Origin of the sequence: Paracoccus binzhouensis (genome assembly GCF_016446475.1) — a bacterium.
Lineage (GTDB): Bacteria > Pseudomonadota > Alphaproteobacteria > Rhodobacterales > Rhodobacteraceae > Paracoccus > Paracoccus binzhouensis.
In genome coordinates, this window is the sequence record NZ_JAEHFP010000002.1 from 94759 (window position 1) to 108526 (window position 13768).

Here is a 13768-nt window from a genome sequence, read left to right on the forward strand (position 1 = left end):
CGAATTACAAGTCGGAAATTTGCGCGGTATGGGTGGGGCGGAGACGCACGCAGAGCATCTGACGCCGAAGGTGTACAAATACCTCATCATCGGGAACGCGCCGCCGACTCTCATATTCAATGACCTGATCGCGGTTGTCGATCGTCAGTGGGGGCGGGAGCAGATGAGCATGATGTCGGCGGGAAGCGTCGAGGCGCGCTGAAGAGCCGGCCCGGCCTTGCCAACTAAGGTCCATTTCGAACAACTGCCCGTAGCCCCGCCTTGAAACGCCTACCGAGCATTTTTTGGGCGGACACGCCAGCCGAAAGAACGGCTGCAGAAGATGCAGCCGAGCAGAGCGCGAAACCGCTGAAAACGCAGGCCTTCGCGAAGCCGAACCGTACCGGACGAGGTTCGCTCGGTTAGAGACGGAGGGCTGTTCGGAGACGGGAATTGGACCCGGCGCCAGTCTCCGGGGTTCGGGCATCTCCGCTAAACGCCTTTGAAACAGAAAGAAAAAGGCCCCCAACGGGAGCCTCATCTCGAGTTCGCTACAGGATAATGGCGGAGGGGATGGGCCTGACGTCCAACCTTCTCTTGTGGCGAGCTGCCTCTCCACGCGGATGACGATGCACGGAGGTATGCTTGCACGCGCGCCACCGGCCTCTGGCGGAATACCTTTGCAGGCCGGGCTGACTTGACTGGGATTCCTTCTCAGAAACTCCCCAGCAACGTTCCCAGGGTGATCAGCACGATCAGCGCGATGATCGGCACAACCACGGCGACGACGGCAATGTCAAAATAGGCCTCGCGGTGCGTCAGGCCGCAGATTGCCAGCAGCGTGATGACGGCACCGTTATGGGGCAATGCGTCGAGCCCGCCGGTGGCCACCGCAGTCACCCGGTGCATCAGGTCGGGCGAGATGCCTGCGGCCTGGGCCGTCTCCAGATAGACGGCGCCGAGCGTGGTGAGCGCAATGCTCATGCCACCGGAGGCCGAGCCGGTCATACCGGCGAGAAGACTGACCGAGACCGCAACCGAGATCAGGGGATTGTCGCCGCCGATGTCGACCACCGAATCGCGGATCAGGGCGAAGGCCGACAGCGAGGCGATGACGGACCCGAATCCGACAAGGCTCGCGGTGTTGAAAATCGGCAGCAGCGAGGCGTGGGCGCCGGCGTCGAGGGTGGTGTTCAGCCTAGGCAGGCGCGACCGGTTCACGGCAATCATCACTAGGATCGAGATGACCAGAGCAACGATGATGGACCAGATGCCGCGCACCGAATCGATTGTCGTCGCGCCATATTCTGAAGCAGCAAGGTAGTCAGTGTTCATGGCCGGGATGACGAGGGTGGTGAAGGCGAGATTGACGGCAATTACTGTGGCAAGCGGCATTGCCGCCAGCATCAGGGACGGCAGCTCGGCCGGACGCGCTTCGGCGGAGATTTCGGCAATGTCGAAGCCTTCGGCCGCGGCGCGGTCGCGCAAGGCCGTGGCGGCGAGCGGTGCTGTGTCCGGGTGATCGCCATAGCCTTCGGAGGTGGCCCGCGCCCGTCGCTCCAGCCACAGTTGGCCAAGCGCAAACATGATCAGGGCGGTCAGGATGCCGAGCCCCGGCGCGGCAAACGGCGAAGTGCCAAAATAAGGCATCGGGATGGCGTTCTGGATCGCCGGCGTACCGGGCAGCGCGGTCATGGTGAAGGTGAAGGCGCCAAGAGCGATGGTGCCCGGTATCAAGCGCTTGGGGAGGTCGGCGCGACGGAACACTGCAGCAGCGATCGGAAACACCGCGAACGCGACGACGAACAGCGATACCCCGCCATAGGTCATCGCCGCGCAGGACAGCACCACGGCAAGGATCGCACGTTCGCTGCCAAGCTTGCGGATCGTGGCATTGGCCAGAACCTCAGCACTGCCGGAGTCCTCCATCAGCTTGCCAAAGATGGCGCCGAGCAGGAAGACCGGAAAGTACTGGACGATGAAGTCGCCCGCCGCCACCATGAAAATCTGGGTGTAGCTGGCAAGCAGGGGCCGTTCGAGCGAGGCGAGCACGGCGAGCATGGCAAGGCCCGGCGCCAGGATCAGCAGGGTTACGCCGCGATAGGCGAGATAAATGAGCCCACCGAGCGCGGCGACGACAACCAAGATGCCATACATTGGCGACTACTCCGCTGACCGGTTGGTGCTCGACCGCTCGGGCGCCCTAACCAGACGAAGCGAGTCGGCGAACAACGCGTCGAGATCGAAGGTGGAGCGTACACCGATCCCGTCATAATTCGCCTTTAGCCACTGGTGCGCCCAAGCCCGGCCGCGCTCGTGCAGGTGGGTGAGGAATGTCCATTCGGCGTTGAGCTTGCTCGAGGAGTCCAGATCCTGTAATTCTTCAGCGGCATGGATCAAATGAACCCGCATGTCGCGGTATCGCTCCGTCTCAATTCCCTCCGCATCGATAAGCTGGTGCAGCAGCTGGATCGCCCGCAGATCCTTGATGAGGCTGGAATTGAAGCTGATCTCATTCACTCGGTTGAGAATATCCCGCCCCGTTCGCGGCAGTTCGCGGCGGGTCATCGGATTGATCTGGACGATGACCATGTCGCGACAGTCGGTCTGGTCGACGAGGGGGTGAAGCGCCGGATTGCCGATGTAGCCGCCGTCCCAATAGGCCTCGCCGTCGATCTCGACCGCCTGGTACACCGATGGCAGACAGGCCGAGGCCATGATCGTTTCCACCGACAGATGCGGCTGGGTAAAGACGCGCGCCTGGCCGGTCCGAACGTTGGTGGCGGTGACGAAGATCTTCGGAATCGCGCAGGAATTGACCCGATCGAAGTCGACCGTGCTGGCAACAAGGTCGCGCAACGGGTTGATATTCAGCGGATTGAGCTCATAGGGCGAGAACAACCGCGTCATATTGTCCAAGTACAGATAGCCGGGCGACCTGTCGAGGTTGAAGTTGCTGGTGAGCCTGTTCCACCAGTTGCGCTGCACCGGCGAAAAGCGCGCCGCATCGCTCACCGCCCGCCAGAAGGCGGCGAGCGCATCGCGCGCTCCGTCCCGGCCGCCCTGGTGGAACCCTTGCGCCAGCACCACGGCATTCATCGCCCCAGCGCTGGTCCCGCTGATGCCTGCGATCTCCAGCCGTTCGTCTTCGAGGATGCGGTCGAGCACACCCCAAGTCAGCGCCCCGTGGGATCCGCCGCCCTGAAGCGCCAGATCGATCGTCTTTGTGGGCTGTTGCTGGGCCATATCGCTCTCCACACATAGCACTTTCCCTGTCAACGCCGCGGCACGAAGCTCACTCCGTGATCATGCTGCTGATGGCGGCTGCAAACCACCACCCTGCCCAGACGGCGGCGGCGGTCAGCAGCAGGCCGCCGGCGACAGTCCAGCCGAACGGCGTCGCCCCTCCGCGAAGGGCCAGGACGATCCGCACACCGGCATTCACACTGATCGCTGCTGCCAGCGGCACGACCGCCTCGGATGCCGGCAACTGCCCGGCCAAAACCAGCGAGGCCAGCGCAACAGCGGCGGAACTGGTGCTGACGAGGCCCGCGAGTGCGGCTGACCACAGGACCGCCTCGCTCCCGAATTGATCATTCAGCAACGCGGAGACGACGATGACCGTGGCGACGGTCAGGGCAAAGCTGATGGCCGCCCGGATGCTGAAGATGCGGCTGGGAAGGTCGAGACCCTCACGCTCTCTTGGCCCGTCGCGCGATCCGAAACGCGCAAGCGCCGTCCCGTAGAGCAGCGCCACCGCGGTCGGGACGATCAGGATCGGCGCTGACAGAGCAAACATCGAAGGGCTGAGGAAGAGCAGCACGATCCCTGTCTGCACGAGCGAGGAGACCGACGAGAACGTGACACCCGCAGCGGCCGGATAGGTGTCGACCGGCCGATCCTGCACTTTCTTCGCCATTGCCACCACGGTCGCGGTGCTCGAGACGAGCCCGGACAGGAAACCGCTCAGTGGCAACCCCAGCCTTGCGCCGAACACCCGGGTGGAGATGTGGCTGACAGCGCCGATCGCCATCACCAGGATGACGATCACGAACAGGTTCTGCGGGTTGATTGCCCCGCCCGGCCCCAGGCCTTCGTTCGGCAGGATCGGCAGGATCAAGAGCGTCGAGACACCGAGGATCAGACCGTCGCGGACCTCGAAATCGTTGAGCACCGAGCGGCTGAACTCGCGCAGAACCGTGCGGGCCGCCAACAGCGCCGCCACGAGGACTCCCGAAGCCGCCGCGAGGAAGGTGTGCTCGATCGACAATGCACCCAGCATGACCACGATCAGCAGCGCAAGGCTGGTGGTCAGACCCGCCTGCCGATCCGGCAGAGACAGATGCGTCACCATGCGCAGGCCGCCGATGACGGCGATGGCGACGGCCAGCATCGGCCACCCTCCGGCAATCTGACTCAGCGCGCCGGTCAGCGAGGCGAGCGCGAAGGTGCGCACGCCTGCCGGGGCGGGGCCTCCGGGCTCTCCTGCATTGCGCTCGCGCTCGATCCCGATCAGTAGGCCGATGCCCAGGGCTTCGAGCAGCAATAAGGCCTGAGAGGTTTCCAAGTTAATTTCACCATTTGTTGCCGCATCCAGCAAAACGACTGGTCGCGCGGTAGGCGGTTCATACTGCTGCCGCAGCAACGGCCCCACCTTGAACCTTGGGCAATGCCGTTTGGCAACGGACTTCTGTCCATGAGAGGAGAATTCTTACCGCGCGCGAACGGTCGTGGCCCATCTGAGTGCCGAGCAGTCGGCGTTCATGCAAGCCATCACCGCATGCGCTCGGCGAACGCCAAGGCCGGAGCAGGGCCGTCGACAATACAATGGGCAAAGTGAGCGTCGAGGGTGGCATCGTGGCCCGCGAGCTCAAGCCCGGTCTGCCGAACGACAAGCAGCACGAGCTCGCGGCCGAGCGGAAGCCAGGGGTGCGGCCCGAAACTGCCCTCGCTCGCGATCGCCACGCGCGCATTCGGGCCATGCTCGAAGGCCGCGGCGATCTTGCCGAGCGCGGCGTCAAGCTGCGTCCCGGTCCGCTCGATCTCACGGGTGAAGGTCCCGAACCGGTCGGTGTCAAAGCTCGTTAGCACAATGCAGTCGAGGCCCAGCGCCTCGGTGAGCAACGGGGAAATTGCGCGTTCCTCGCCGCGCATGGTGGCGATCACCGCCCGCCCGCCGGGCGGATCGGCGGGTCCGTGGGACGGAGTCCGCGCGAGTCGGAGGGACGAATAGGCATCGTCTGCATCAACCCGTGAATAAAACGAAACTGCGCACGGTGCCTGACTGATTTATTGACCTAAATCTGGAGTACCGTTTTAAAATGTACGCTTTCGGGTCGCGATCAGCAAGCGTTTCCGCTGGCGACTGGCAGTCGCCCGTTGCGCGATTTTTTCTTGGAAACGTGCTGCTAATGCTTCTTTCCAGTTGTGCTAAACCAAAAAACTCCTTACTAGTCAGTCTTGGTCGATCATTTCCATGCACTACGCGACTGGACCATCGGGTGTCGGTGGGTGTGAAGATTGGACTCAGATCATGCAAGTGCATTCGTCAGTGGCACGCCTCGTCACCTTCTCCCTCTTCTGGCTGGCGCTGACGGGCGGCGTGACGGATGCGCTTTACCACGGGGCGCCAGCGGTTCTGCTGGCAACATGGGTTAGCCTGGTGCTGTATCCGGCGACACAACCGGGGATCCGGCTGGGGTGGGCAGTCCTGTACGTGCCCCACCTCCTGCTCCGCGGCTTCTGGGGGGGGCTGGATGTCGCGCGGAGGGTGCTCGACCCACGTCTGCCGGTCCGGCCCGGGTGGTTCCGGATTCCGCTCTCAACGAATATCGTCGAGGTGAATGCCGTGCTTGGCGGGGTCGTCAGCGTTCTGCCCGGCTCATTCGCTGCAGGGGTCCGCGGCGGCGCGCTGGAGGTCCACGTGCTTGACATTGACGATTTCGACACGCGCAGCCTGGAAGCAGAGGAACGCCGCGTGCTTCGCCTGTTCGGTGCCCCTGTCGCCGCCCCGCGCCACACCGGAGGGCATCGTGGACACAACTGACCATTTCATGCTCGCCGCCATCGCCCTGCTGCTCGCGCTGGCGCTGGCGCTTTTTCGCGCCTGGCACGGACCACGGGCGATCGATCACGTGATGGCCGCTCAACTCGTCGCGACCAGCGGGGTCGGCGTGGCGCTGACGCTGGGCGCGGCCAGGGACGACGCATCGATGCTGGACGCCGCGTTGGTGGCGACGGTGCTAGCGTCGGTGGCAATTCTCGCCTTCGTGCGCGAGCGCCGGAGCACTGGGCGCAAGCCGCGAGAGACACAGCCATGACCCTCACGGACTACCTCGTACCCGCGCTTCTTTACGTCGGTGTATTCTTCTATGCGGCCGGATCGCTGGGGCTGCTCAGGTTCCAAGATGCCGAATTGAGGCTGCACGCGCTCACCAAAGCCGACAACGTCGGTCTGGGTTTCGTGGCGCTTGCCGCCGCGTTGCACTGGGGCTCGGTTGCCGCCGCCGTCAAGATCGCCGCCGTCTGGCTGTTCGCGCTCATGGCCGCCGGAGCGACCGCGCAGCTGATGGCTCGCCGTGCGAAGACTTCGGCCGAGCGGGGCTCCGACGAATGACGCTGGCCTTCGACATGATCCTCTGTCTGATGATCGTCGGCACTGCCGCCGCGGCGCTGCTTATGCGCAACGCGCTGGCGGCGATCGTCTTCTTCATCGTGCTCGGAAACTTGCTCGGTCTGGCATGGCTCGCGATGGACGCTGTAAATGTCGCGATGGCGGAAATCGCCATCGGAGCGGGCGTCACCGGAGTTCTGCTGATCCTAACGCGGCAAAGGCTGATGGCGCTTGGCGACGACCTTGTCAGCGCCGAGATGCCCGGCTGGCTTCGAACCGGTGCACTGGTAGCCTGCGCTGGCTTCGCGGCACTGATCGGATCCGCAGTTCTGAGTGTCGCGCCCGCCGACGACTTGGGTGGGTCGATCGCCGCGCTGATGCCGGGCCTTGGCATCGAGAACCCGGTGACTGGCGTGCTTCTGGCCTTTCGCGCCTACGATACCTTATTGGAAGCTTTCGTCCTGCTGGGCGCCCTTGTGGCGGTCTGGTCGCTCGCCCCTCGCGGTGCTTGGCCGCAGCGGCCCGCGGCGCTGGCACTGGCGGAGAATGGGGGACATGGCGTGGCCGCAGCTTTCGGTCGGCTGCTCTTGCCCCTGGCGCTGGTCATGGCGGCCTACCTGGTCTGGGCGGGGTCGGACCTGCCGGGCGGAGCGTTCCAGGCCGGAACCGTGCTGGCGGGCGGTCTGATCATCGCCGCGATCGGCGGCGCGGTTTCATGGCCGCGCGCCGACGACCGCTACCTCCGCGTGGCTCTGGTGCTTGGCCCGGCGGTCTTTCTCATTATTGGCCTGGCGGGCATCGCCCAGGGCCGGTTCTTGTTCTATCCGCCAGGCTTCGAGAAGGCCTTGATCGTCGCTATCGAATACAGCCTTGCGCTGTCGATCGGCGTTACCCTCGCGCTGCAGGTGGCCGGACCGCCGGTGGCGCCCGATCACGAAGGCTGACCGAGGCATGACGGTGCTCCTGCATCTTTACCCATTGACGGGCGTGGCCTTGGTGGGGCTCGGCTTTTATGGATTCCTGATCCTGCGCCATCCGCTGCGTCAGATCCTGGCCGTAAACGTGGTTGGCGCAGGGATCTTTCTTGTCTTGGGTGGCCTTGGACGCGGGGCTGCCTCGACCGACCCTTTCCCGCAGGCGCTGGTGATCACCGGAATCGTCGTCGCCGTGGCGCTTACTGCCTTCGGCGCGGCGCTGATTCTGCGTGTGGCCGAGGATGAGCGTGCGCCGGACGACAAGGCGGCGGCCAAGACAACCGACGACCACACATGAGCCCGCTCGACCTGCTTGTCGCGGTTCCGCTCGCCCTAATGATCGCGGCCTTGCTCCTTGGCACCTGGGTGCGCTGGTTACTGCTTACGGCAATCCCGGTCATGGCGGGCCTCACGGTCTGGCTGTTGCTGCTGCCAGAGGGCTCGGCACATGTGGTCGGCGACTGGAACCTGCCGCTGGGAGTTCAATTGCGCGCGGATGGGGTTGCACAGCTGATGGTGGGCGCCATGGCTGCCTGCGCCTCGATTGTTGGACTGTATGCGCTTCATGAATTCGCACCTGGCCCGGACCGATCGGAAACCGCCCACGGCTATGCCTTCTGGCCGCTCTTCTACCTGTTGTGGGGCGGAGCGAATGCCGGGTTCCTGAGCACCGATCTCTTTAACCTTTACATCGCGTTGGAGATGGTCAGCCTGGCGGCGGTGGCGATGGCGGCGATGGGCTCGTTGCGCGCGGCCTTGCGCTATTTCGTGATCGCTCTGGTCGGTTCACTGGCCTACCTGCTGGGCGTGGCCCTCCTGTTCGCGAATTATGCGACGGTGGATGTGACGCTCCTGGCCGAGATGGCGCGGCCTGACCTCGCGACCAAGACGGCGCTCGCGGTGATGACGGCGGGGCTGCTGATCAAGGCGGCGGTCTTTCCACTGCACGGCTGGCTGCCGCCGGCGCATGCAGCAGCACCCGCCCCCGCCAGCGCCCTGCTTTCGGCGATCGTCGTGAAGGTGGGCTTCGTGATCCTGCTGCGCCTGTGGTTCGAGGCATTCCCGGCCATCGTCGCTCCTGCAGGGCTGGAGGTGCTCGGCTGGCTCGGTGCGCTGGCAGTCCTTTACGGCTCGGTTCAGGCGATCCGGCAGGACAGCCTGAAGGCCCTCGTGGCTTATTCGACCGTGGCGCAAATCGGCTATCTCCTGCTGGCCTTCCCTCTGGTCGCGACTGCGGCAGGGAGCGGCGGGGCTTGGGCCGGGATGACGATCCACGCGATTGCCCACATGCTTGCCAAGGCGGCGATGTTCCTTGCCGCGGGTTTGATGCTCAAGGCCGTCAACGGCCACCGTCTCAAAGACCTTCACGGGCTTGCGCGGGCGATGCCGTTGACCGTTGCGGCATTCGGGCTGGCTGCGGTGTCGCTGATGGGCCTGCCGCCTTCGGCCGGCTTTATCGCGAAATTTCTCCTGCTCGAGGCCGCAGTGGAGCAGGGCGCCGTGTTCGCCGCCGCCGTGCTGATCGTCGGCGGGTTGATGGCCGCAGTCTACCTATTCAACCCGCTGGCCTGGACCTTCGCCGGCAGCGACACGCCAGTGGTCGAGGCGACGGCCCCGCTGCGCACCGCCGCACCGCTGGCGTTGGCGCTTCTGGCAGTGTCTCTAGGGTTCGCCGGACAGGCGATGGTCGATGTCGCTGCCAGTGCGACCTCGGCAAGGCTGCCGGCGGCTGTGGCGGTGGATGTCCGATGATCCATTTCCTCCCCCTGCTGTTGGTCTTCCTGCCCTTCGTTCCGGCACTGATCAGCTTCGCCCTGCCCGACCGCATGGCGGTATGGCGCGACGTGACCAACATCAGCTTCGCCCTGATCAAGCTGGGGCTCGTGGGCTTTCTCCTGCTGGCAGCGCGGGAGGGCGTGATCACGGAATGGCGCTACGAGTTCCTGCCGGGCCACGACTTCATCCTCCGGGCTGATTCAATCGCGCTGCTGTTTGTCACCCTCTCGGCCTTCCTGTGGCTGATCACAACGGTCTTCGCGATCGGCTATTTTGGGCGCGGCCCTCACCTCGCGCGCTTTTTCGGGTTCTTCAACCTCTGCGTCCTGGCTGCGACCGGCGTGGCCATGTCGGGCACTACGATCACGTTCTTCCTGTTCTACGAGCTCCTGACGTTGGCGACGTGGCCGCTGGTCGTCCACCGGGGTGACGAGAAGTCTCTACGCGCGGGGCGCATCTACCTGATCTACACCCTGGCTGGCAGCGCCGCCTATCTGGCGGGCATCGTCTGGCTGAGTTCGCTCGTAGGCAGGGTCGAGTTCACTGCGCCGCCTGACCTATCCGGTATTCCGCGGCTCGAGCTCACGCTAATCTTCATCCTTTGTATCGGCGGGCTTGGGGTCAAGGCGGCGCTCATCCCGTTTCACGGATGGTTGCCCGAGGCCATGGCAGCACCCGCGCCGGTCAGCGCGCTTCTGCACGCCGTGGCCGTGGTCAAGGCCGGCGCCTTCGGGATATTGAGGATTATCTACGACGTCTTCGGCATCGAGACGGTCTCGGATCTCGGTCTCGCCACGCCGCTCGCCATGCTGGCCGGGGCGACGATCCTCTACGGGTCGTTCCGCGCCCTGATGCAGAATGACATCAAGAAGCGGCTCGCCTATTCGACGGTAAGCCAAGTCAGCTACATCATTCTCGGCGCCAGCCTGATCGGTCCCTTCGCCATCATCGGGGCGTTGGTGCATCTAGTGCATCAGGGGATCATGAAGATCACCCTGTTCATGTGCGCGGGCACACTGGCCAACCGGATGGGGATAAAGTCGGTGACGGATCTCGACGGCGCCGGGCGGGCGATGCCGGTGACGATGGCGGCATTCAGCATCGGTGCGCTTGGCATGATCGGCATTCCGCCGACCGCAGGCTTCATCTCGAAATGGTACCTGGGATTGGGCGGGCTGCAATCTGACGCGCGATGGGTCATCGCTGTGCTGGCGGGATCGTCGCTTCTGAACGCACTCTACTTCCTGCCGCTTCTCTATCGCGCCTACCTGCTTCCACCACCCGAAGGCCGGTTGCCGGTGCGGGAACTGGACGGCACCTGGAATCGGATGCTGGTCCTCCCTGCCGCGTTGACCGGCCTGACAGTGCTTGCAGCCGGACTCTTTGCGACTTTCCCGCTCAGCCCCCTGAGCTGGGCCGTGCTGATCGCAGAGAGGGGATACCTGAAATGACAACCGAAGCCACCCTTCTGCTGCCGTTCGTGATCCTCTGGCCGCTCCTTCTAGGTGTCCTGTGCCTAGTGCCGAAACTTGGGCCGAGGATGCTGCCGACGCTGCCGCTCGGGCCGCTACCGGCACTCGCCGCCGTGTTACTGGCGCCGCGAGACGACACCTTCAGCGTGAGATGGATCCTGCTCGACGGCGGGCTACGACTGACAGACACGGGCGCGATGTTCCTGGGCGGTGCCGGGCTGGTATGGCTCTGCGCCGGGGTCTATGCCCTGCGCTACATGCGCGGCGATCCGCGGGCTCCAACTTTCGTACTGTTTTGGATGCTTGTCCTTGCCGGAAATCTGGGGGTATTCTTGGCGGCGGATCTAGCAAGCTTCTACGTCTACTTCGCGCTGGTGTCGCTGGCTGCCTATCCGCTCGTGATCCATGATCGCAAGCCAGCCTCAATGTGGGCCGGGGCAGTCTACATCATCCTTGCGGTGATCGGTGAGACGGCGTTGCTGGCAGGGTTCCTGATGGCCGTCGAGGCGGCGGGGGGAACCACCCTTATCGACAAAGTCCGCGTGAGCCTTGCCGCTCCAACGGCCGATCCTTTGGTCCAGTGGCTGCTGATCGCGGGATTCGGCATCAAGGCGGGTCTGGTGCCGCTGCATGTCTGGCTTCCGGTGGCGCATCCGGCGGCGCCGGTTCCAGCCTCGGCGGTGCTGTCGGGCGCCATTGTCAAGGCAGGTGTTTTCGGACTGGTAACATTTTTGCCGTGGGGTCAGGCGTGGCCGGTCAGCGGGACTGTGCTTGCCCTTGCTGCGTTCACCGGGCTATTCGCAGCGGCACTTTACGGCGCGATGCAGCGCGATCCCAAGACCGTGCTGGCCTATTCAACCGTCAGCCAAATGGGGCTCCTGATGGGCGCGATGGGCGCGGCGCTGGCGGCGGGCCTGCCGGCTGTCTCGGTGCTCCCGGCGGTGTCGCTTTATGCACTGCACCATGGGCTCGCAAAGGGGGCGCTGTTTCTGGGCGTCGGCGTCGCCGGCAAGGCGCGTGGCGCGTCGCGGGTTTTGGTCATCGCGGTCCTTGCACTGGTCGCCTTGTCGATCGCCGGGCTGCCTTTCACCGCCGGGGCCTTGGCGAAATCGGCGATCAAGGGCCCTGCGGGCGACTTTGGCGCGACGTTAGTCGGCCTCTCCGCGCTAACGTCGGGGCTTCTGCTTGCGCGCTTTCTGTTTACTCTGCCCAAGGCTGAAACGGCAGATCGCCCCCCCGGTCTCATGGTCGTGCCGATGGTGACGCTGGCCGCCGCTGCGCTCGCCCTGCCGTGGTATCTCTATACTCCGGTGATGGGCATGGCGCCCTACGGGACGATCGACCTACTAGCGCTCAGCGCCAGCGCCTGGCCCCTCGGGCTCGCAGCGGTTCTCGTCATCGCCGCGGTGGGAACCGGATTGCGCGCCCCGTCGCTCCCCGAAGGCGACCTGCTCGGAGTGGTCGCGAGGTTCAGCGCCCGTGCGGCCGCTGCAACTCAAGCCGCCGTATCGGCGGGCGGGTCAGAGAAGCCGGTCGAGAAAGGAAAGACCTTACCGGTGATCGCTGAGGGGCTGGAACGGCTGGAGCGGTTGATCAACGACCACGCGGCGACCTCGGTCACCCTGATTCTCGTCGCGTTGGGCCTATTCGCCGCGCTTGCCTGACGGCCCGCCAGCCGCCCCGCCCCGGGCCAGATGCACCGGAATTGGAAGGTGTCGCCGCAGACAGCGGAGTACTCTTCTGGAGTGGCCGTTCGTCATGTCGTTGCGCTGTTCCATGCCCGCAGGCCGGGCGGTACGACAGATCGACGGCAGGAACAGGCAGACCGCGCGGTCGACAGCGCCGTAGCGCAAAGCCGTCCGCATCCACGGGCTGGCGGCCAAACCGGTTAGGAGCGCGGCCATCACCGCCGCCCCCGTTTCCAGTCATCAAGGCGGGCGTAGACTGCGACGCCGATGCCCGCCAGCGCAACGGCGATGAACACCCAGCGCAGCGTGTCGAGATACGGCACGAGCGGCAGGATGGCGGTCTGAGTCTCGGCCAGGACGCTCTGCGCGACCTCGACGCTGGCCGCACCCAGCGTCGCCACGCCTGCCGCGCCACCGCCTCTCATCGTGCGGCTCTCGGCCAGCACTTCGCGTGCGGGCGGAGTCTCCGACGCGAAGGCCGTTTCCCGGACCGGGAACCGCTCGCCCCACTGCCGTGCCGGGCCGAGATCGACATGGATGAACCCCGAGCGCGGATAGAAACCGAAGCCGAGGAAGCCGACCTCCCGTGCCGCCGCCTCGAACGGCACCGGGTCGTGGTTCGTCATGGCGATGTCGAAGGCGGCCCCGTCGAGGTGCTTCGACCGGGTCGCGCCGCCGACGGCGAGGTTGTGCTCGGGGCTGCGATAGGCGGAGCGGACGATGAGCGGCTTGCCCAGCCGGTCGCGCAGCGCTTGCAGCCTATCGAGCGCGGGTTCGTTGACGAGCAGCTTGCCGGTGCCCCGGCAGGCGATCTCTGCGGGGGAGAAGTTCGGCCAGCGCCAGTTCGACTCGGGCACGTCCCGCCAATGGTGGTGGAATGTCGTCGTCATGAGAGTCCTCCAAAACGAAAAAACCCGCCGGGGGGGGGGCGGGTGTATTGGGCAGATGGATTGATGCTTCGCGCGGCTACGGGCCGCCGCCGAAGATCTTGAGCTTGATGGCGATGCCCGCGAGCAGCGCCAGCATGACGCCGGTGGTGATCATGCGGACGGCGGTCTGCATCGCCGTGCGGCGCACCAGACGGATGCAATCCACCAAGGAGCGCAGATCGCGGATGTCGAGCGCGGCCTCCTCGCCGTCGAGGCCGACATCGGCGAGCGCGCGTTTCGCGCCTTCCTCGGCCGCCCGCGTCAGGATCGCCTCGAATTCGGCGTCCGGCATGCGGATGTAGCCTTCGGATCGGGGTGGGTTCATCGGTTCCTCCTT

General features: G+C 65.0%; 14 protein-coding genes. 8 read left to right on the forward strand and 6 right to left on the reverse strand.

Going from position 1 to position 13768, the window contains the following annotated elements; all coding sequences use genetic code 11:
• Positions 1–693 precede the first annotated feature (693 nt).
• From I9P22_RS01525 to I9P22_RS01540, 4 genes are all read right to left on the reverse strand, one after another.
• Entirely contained in the window at positions 694–2136 is a 1443-nt protein-coding gene (locus I9P22_RS01525) for a GntP family permease (RefSeq protein WP_148912982.1), read from the reverse strand.
• A gap of 6 nt (positions 2137–2142) precedes the next feature.
• The gene (locus I9P22_RS01530; protein ID WP_148912981.1) at positions 2143–3225 is read right to left on the reverse strand and encodes a patatin-like phospholipase family protein; all 1083 of its coding nucleotides are present in this window, start codon (positions 3223–3225) and stop codon (positions 2143–2145) included.
• Between the two features lie 49 nt (positions 3226–3274).
• On the reverse strand, positions 3275–4624 hold the full coding sequence (locus I9P22_RS01535; RefSeq protein ID WP_199257648.1) for an MgtC/SapB family protein: 1350 nt from the start codon (positions 4622–4624) through the stop codon (positions 3275–3277).
• A 128-nt stretch (positions 4625–4752) separates the two neighbouring features.
• Entirely contained in the window at positions 4753–5145 is a 393-nt protein-coding gene (locus I9P22_RS01540; protein WP_148912979.1) for a hypothetical protein, read from the reverse strand.
• A 385-nt stretch (positions 5146–5530) separates the two neighbouring features.
• On the opposite strand from I9P22_RS01540, the gene I9P22_RS01545 reads away from it, so the two are divergent.
• From I9P22_RS01545 to I9P22_RS01580, 8 genes are read left to right on the forward strand one after another with little or no spacing between them, the layout of a single operon-like run.
• On the forward strand, positions 5531–6025 hold the full coding sequence (locus I9P22_RS01545) for a Na+/H+ antiporter subunit E (RefSeq protein ID WP_199257649.1): 495 nt from the start codon (positions 5531–5533) through the stop codon (positions 6023–6025).
• Positions 6012–6299 carry a monovalent cation/H+ antiporter complex subunit F gene (locus tag I9P22_RS01550; RefSeq protein ID WP_199257650.1) on the forward strand — a complete coding sequence of 96 codons (288 nt, stop codon included), beginning with the start codon at positions 6012–6014 and terminating at the stop codon, positions 6297–6299. Before I9P22_RS01545 ends, I9P22_RS01550 begins: the two co-directional genes overlap by 14 nt.
• Complete coding sequence (locus I9P22_RS01555; protein WP_148912977.1) at positions 6296–6595, forward strand: cation:proton antiporter; 300 nt, start codon at positions 6296–6298, stop codon at positions 6593–6595. Before I9P22_RS01550 ends, I9P22_RS01555 begins: the two co-directional genes overlap by 4 nt.
• Complete coding sequence (locus I9P22_RS01560; protein WP_148912976.1) at positions 6592–7536, forward strand: MnhB domain-containing protein; 945 nt, start codon at positions 6592–6594, stop codon at positions 7534–7536. Before I9P22_RS01555 ends, I9P22_RS01560 begins: the two co-directional genes overlap by 4 nt.
• A gap of 7 nt (positions 7537–7543) precedes the next feature.
• The gene (locus I9P22_RS01565) at positions 7544–7864 is read left to right on the forward strand and encodes an NADH-quinone oxidoreductase subunit K (RefSeq protein WP_148912975.1); all 321 of its coding nucleotides are present in this window, start codon (positions 7544–7546) and stop codon (positions 7862–7864) included.
• Positions 7861–9318 (forward strand): complex I subunit 5 family protein, encoded by a 1458-nt coding sequence (locus I9P22_RS01570; RefSeq protein WP_199257651.1) that lies wholly within the window; start codon positions 7861–7863, stop codon positions 9316–9318. The genes I9P22_RS01565 and I9P22_RS01570 overlap by 4 nt, the downstream gene beginning before the upstream one ends.
• Positions 9315–10793: a complex I subunit 5 family protein gene (locus tag I9P22_RS01575; protein WP_148912973.1), complete on the forward strand. Its 1479-nt coding sequence runs from the start codon at positions 9315–9317 to the stop codon at positions 10791–10793. The genes I9P22_RS01570 and I9P22_RS01575 overlap by 4 nt, the downstream gene beginning before the upstream one ends.
• Positions 10790–12478 carry a complex I subunit 5 family protein gene (locus I9P22_RS01580; protein WP_199257652.1) on the forward strand — a complete coding sequence of 563 codons (1689 nt, stop codon included), beginning with the start codon at positions 10790–10792 and terminating at the stop codon, positions 12476–12478. Before I9P22_RS01575 ends, I9P22_RS01580 begins: the two co-directional genes overlap by 4 nt.
• Before the next feature lie 239 nt (positions 12479–12717).
• Here I9P22_RS01580 and I9P22_RS01585 read toward each other — a convergent pair whose 3' ends face one another.
• A complete protein-coding gene (locus tag I9P22_RS01585) occupies positions 12718–13392 on the reverse strand; it encodes a YcbK family protein (protein ID WP_199257653.1) in 675 nt (224 codons plus the stop codon).
• Between the two features lie 76 nt (positions 13393–13468).
• A complete protein-coding gene (locus tag I9P22_RS01590; protein WP_233253129.1) occupies positions 13469–13756 on the reverse strand; it encodes a DUF6127 family protein in 288 nt (95 codons plus the stop codon).
• Positions 13757–13768 lie beyond the last annotated feature (12 nt).

Excerpts from the sequence above, each read along its gene's own strand:
- I9P22_RS01525 (WP_148912982.1), bottom strand. The coding sequence starts at position 2,136 with ATGTATGGCATCTTGGTTGTCGTCGCCGCGCTCGGTGGGCTCATTTAT.
- I9P22_RS01530 (WP_148912981.1), bottom strand. The coding sequence starts at position 3,225 with ATGGCCCAGCAACAGCCCACAAAGACGATCGATCTGGCGCTTCAGGGC.
- I9P22_RS01555 (WP_148912977.1), top strand. The coding sequence starts at position 6,296 with ATGACCCTCACGGACTACCTCGTACCCGCGCTTCTTTACGTCGGTGTA.
- I9P22_RS01560 (WP_148912976.1), top strand. The coding sequence starts at position 6,592 with ATGACGCTGGCCTTCGACATGATCCTCTGTCTGATGATCGTCGGCACT.
- I9P22_RS01565 (WP_148912975.1), top strand. The coding sequence starts at position 7,544 with ATGACGGTGCTCCTGCATCTTTACCCATTGACGGGCGTGGCCTTGGTG.
- I9P22_RS01570 (WP_199257651.1), top strand. The coding sequence starts at position 7,861 with ATGAGCCCGCTCGACCTGCTTGTCGCGGTTCCGCTCGCCCTAATGATC.
- I9P22_RS01575 (WP_148912973.1), top strand. The coding sequence starts at position 9,315 with ATGATCCATTTCCTCCCCCTGCTGTTGGTCTTCCTGCCCTTCGTTCCG.
- I9P22_RS01580 (WP_199257652.1), top strand. The coding sequence starts at position 10,790 with ATGACAACCGAAGCCACCCTTCTGCTGCCGTTCGTGATCCTCTGGCCG.
- I9P22_RS01585 (WP_199257653.1), bottom strand. The coding sequence starts at position 13,392 with ATGACGACGACATTCCACCACCATTGGCGGGACGTGCCCGAGTCGAAC.
- I9P22_RS01590 (WP_233253129.1), bottom strand. The coding sequence starts at position 13,756 with ATGAACCCACCCCGATCCGAAGGCTACATCCGCATGCCGGACGCCGAA.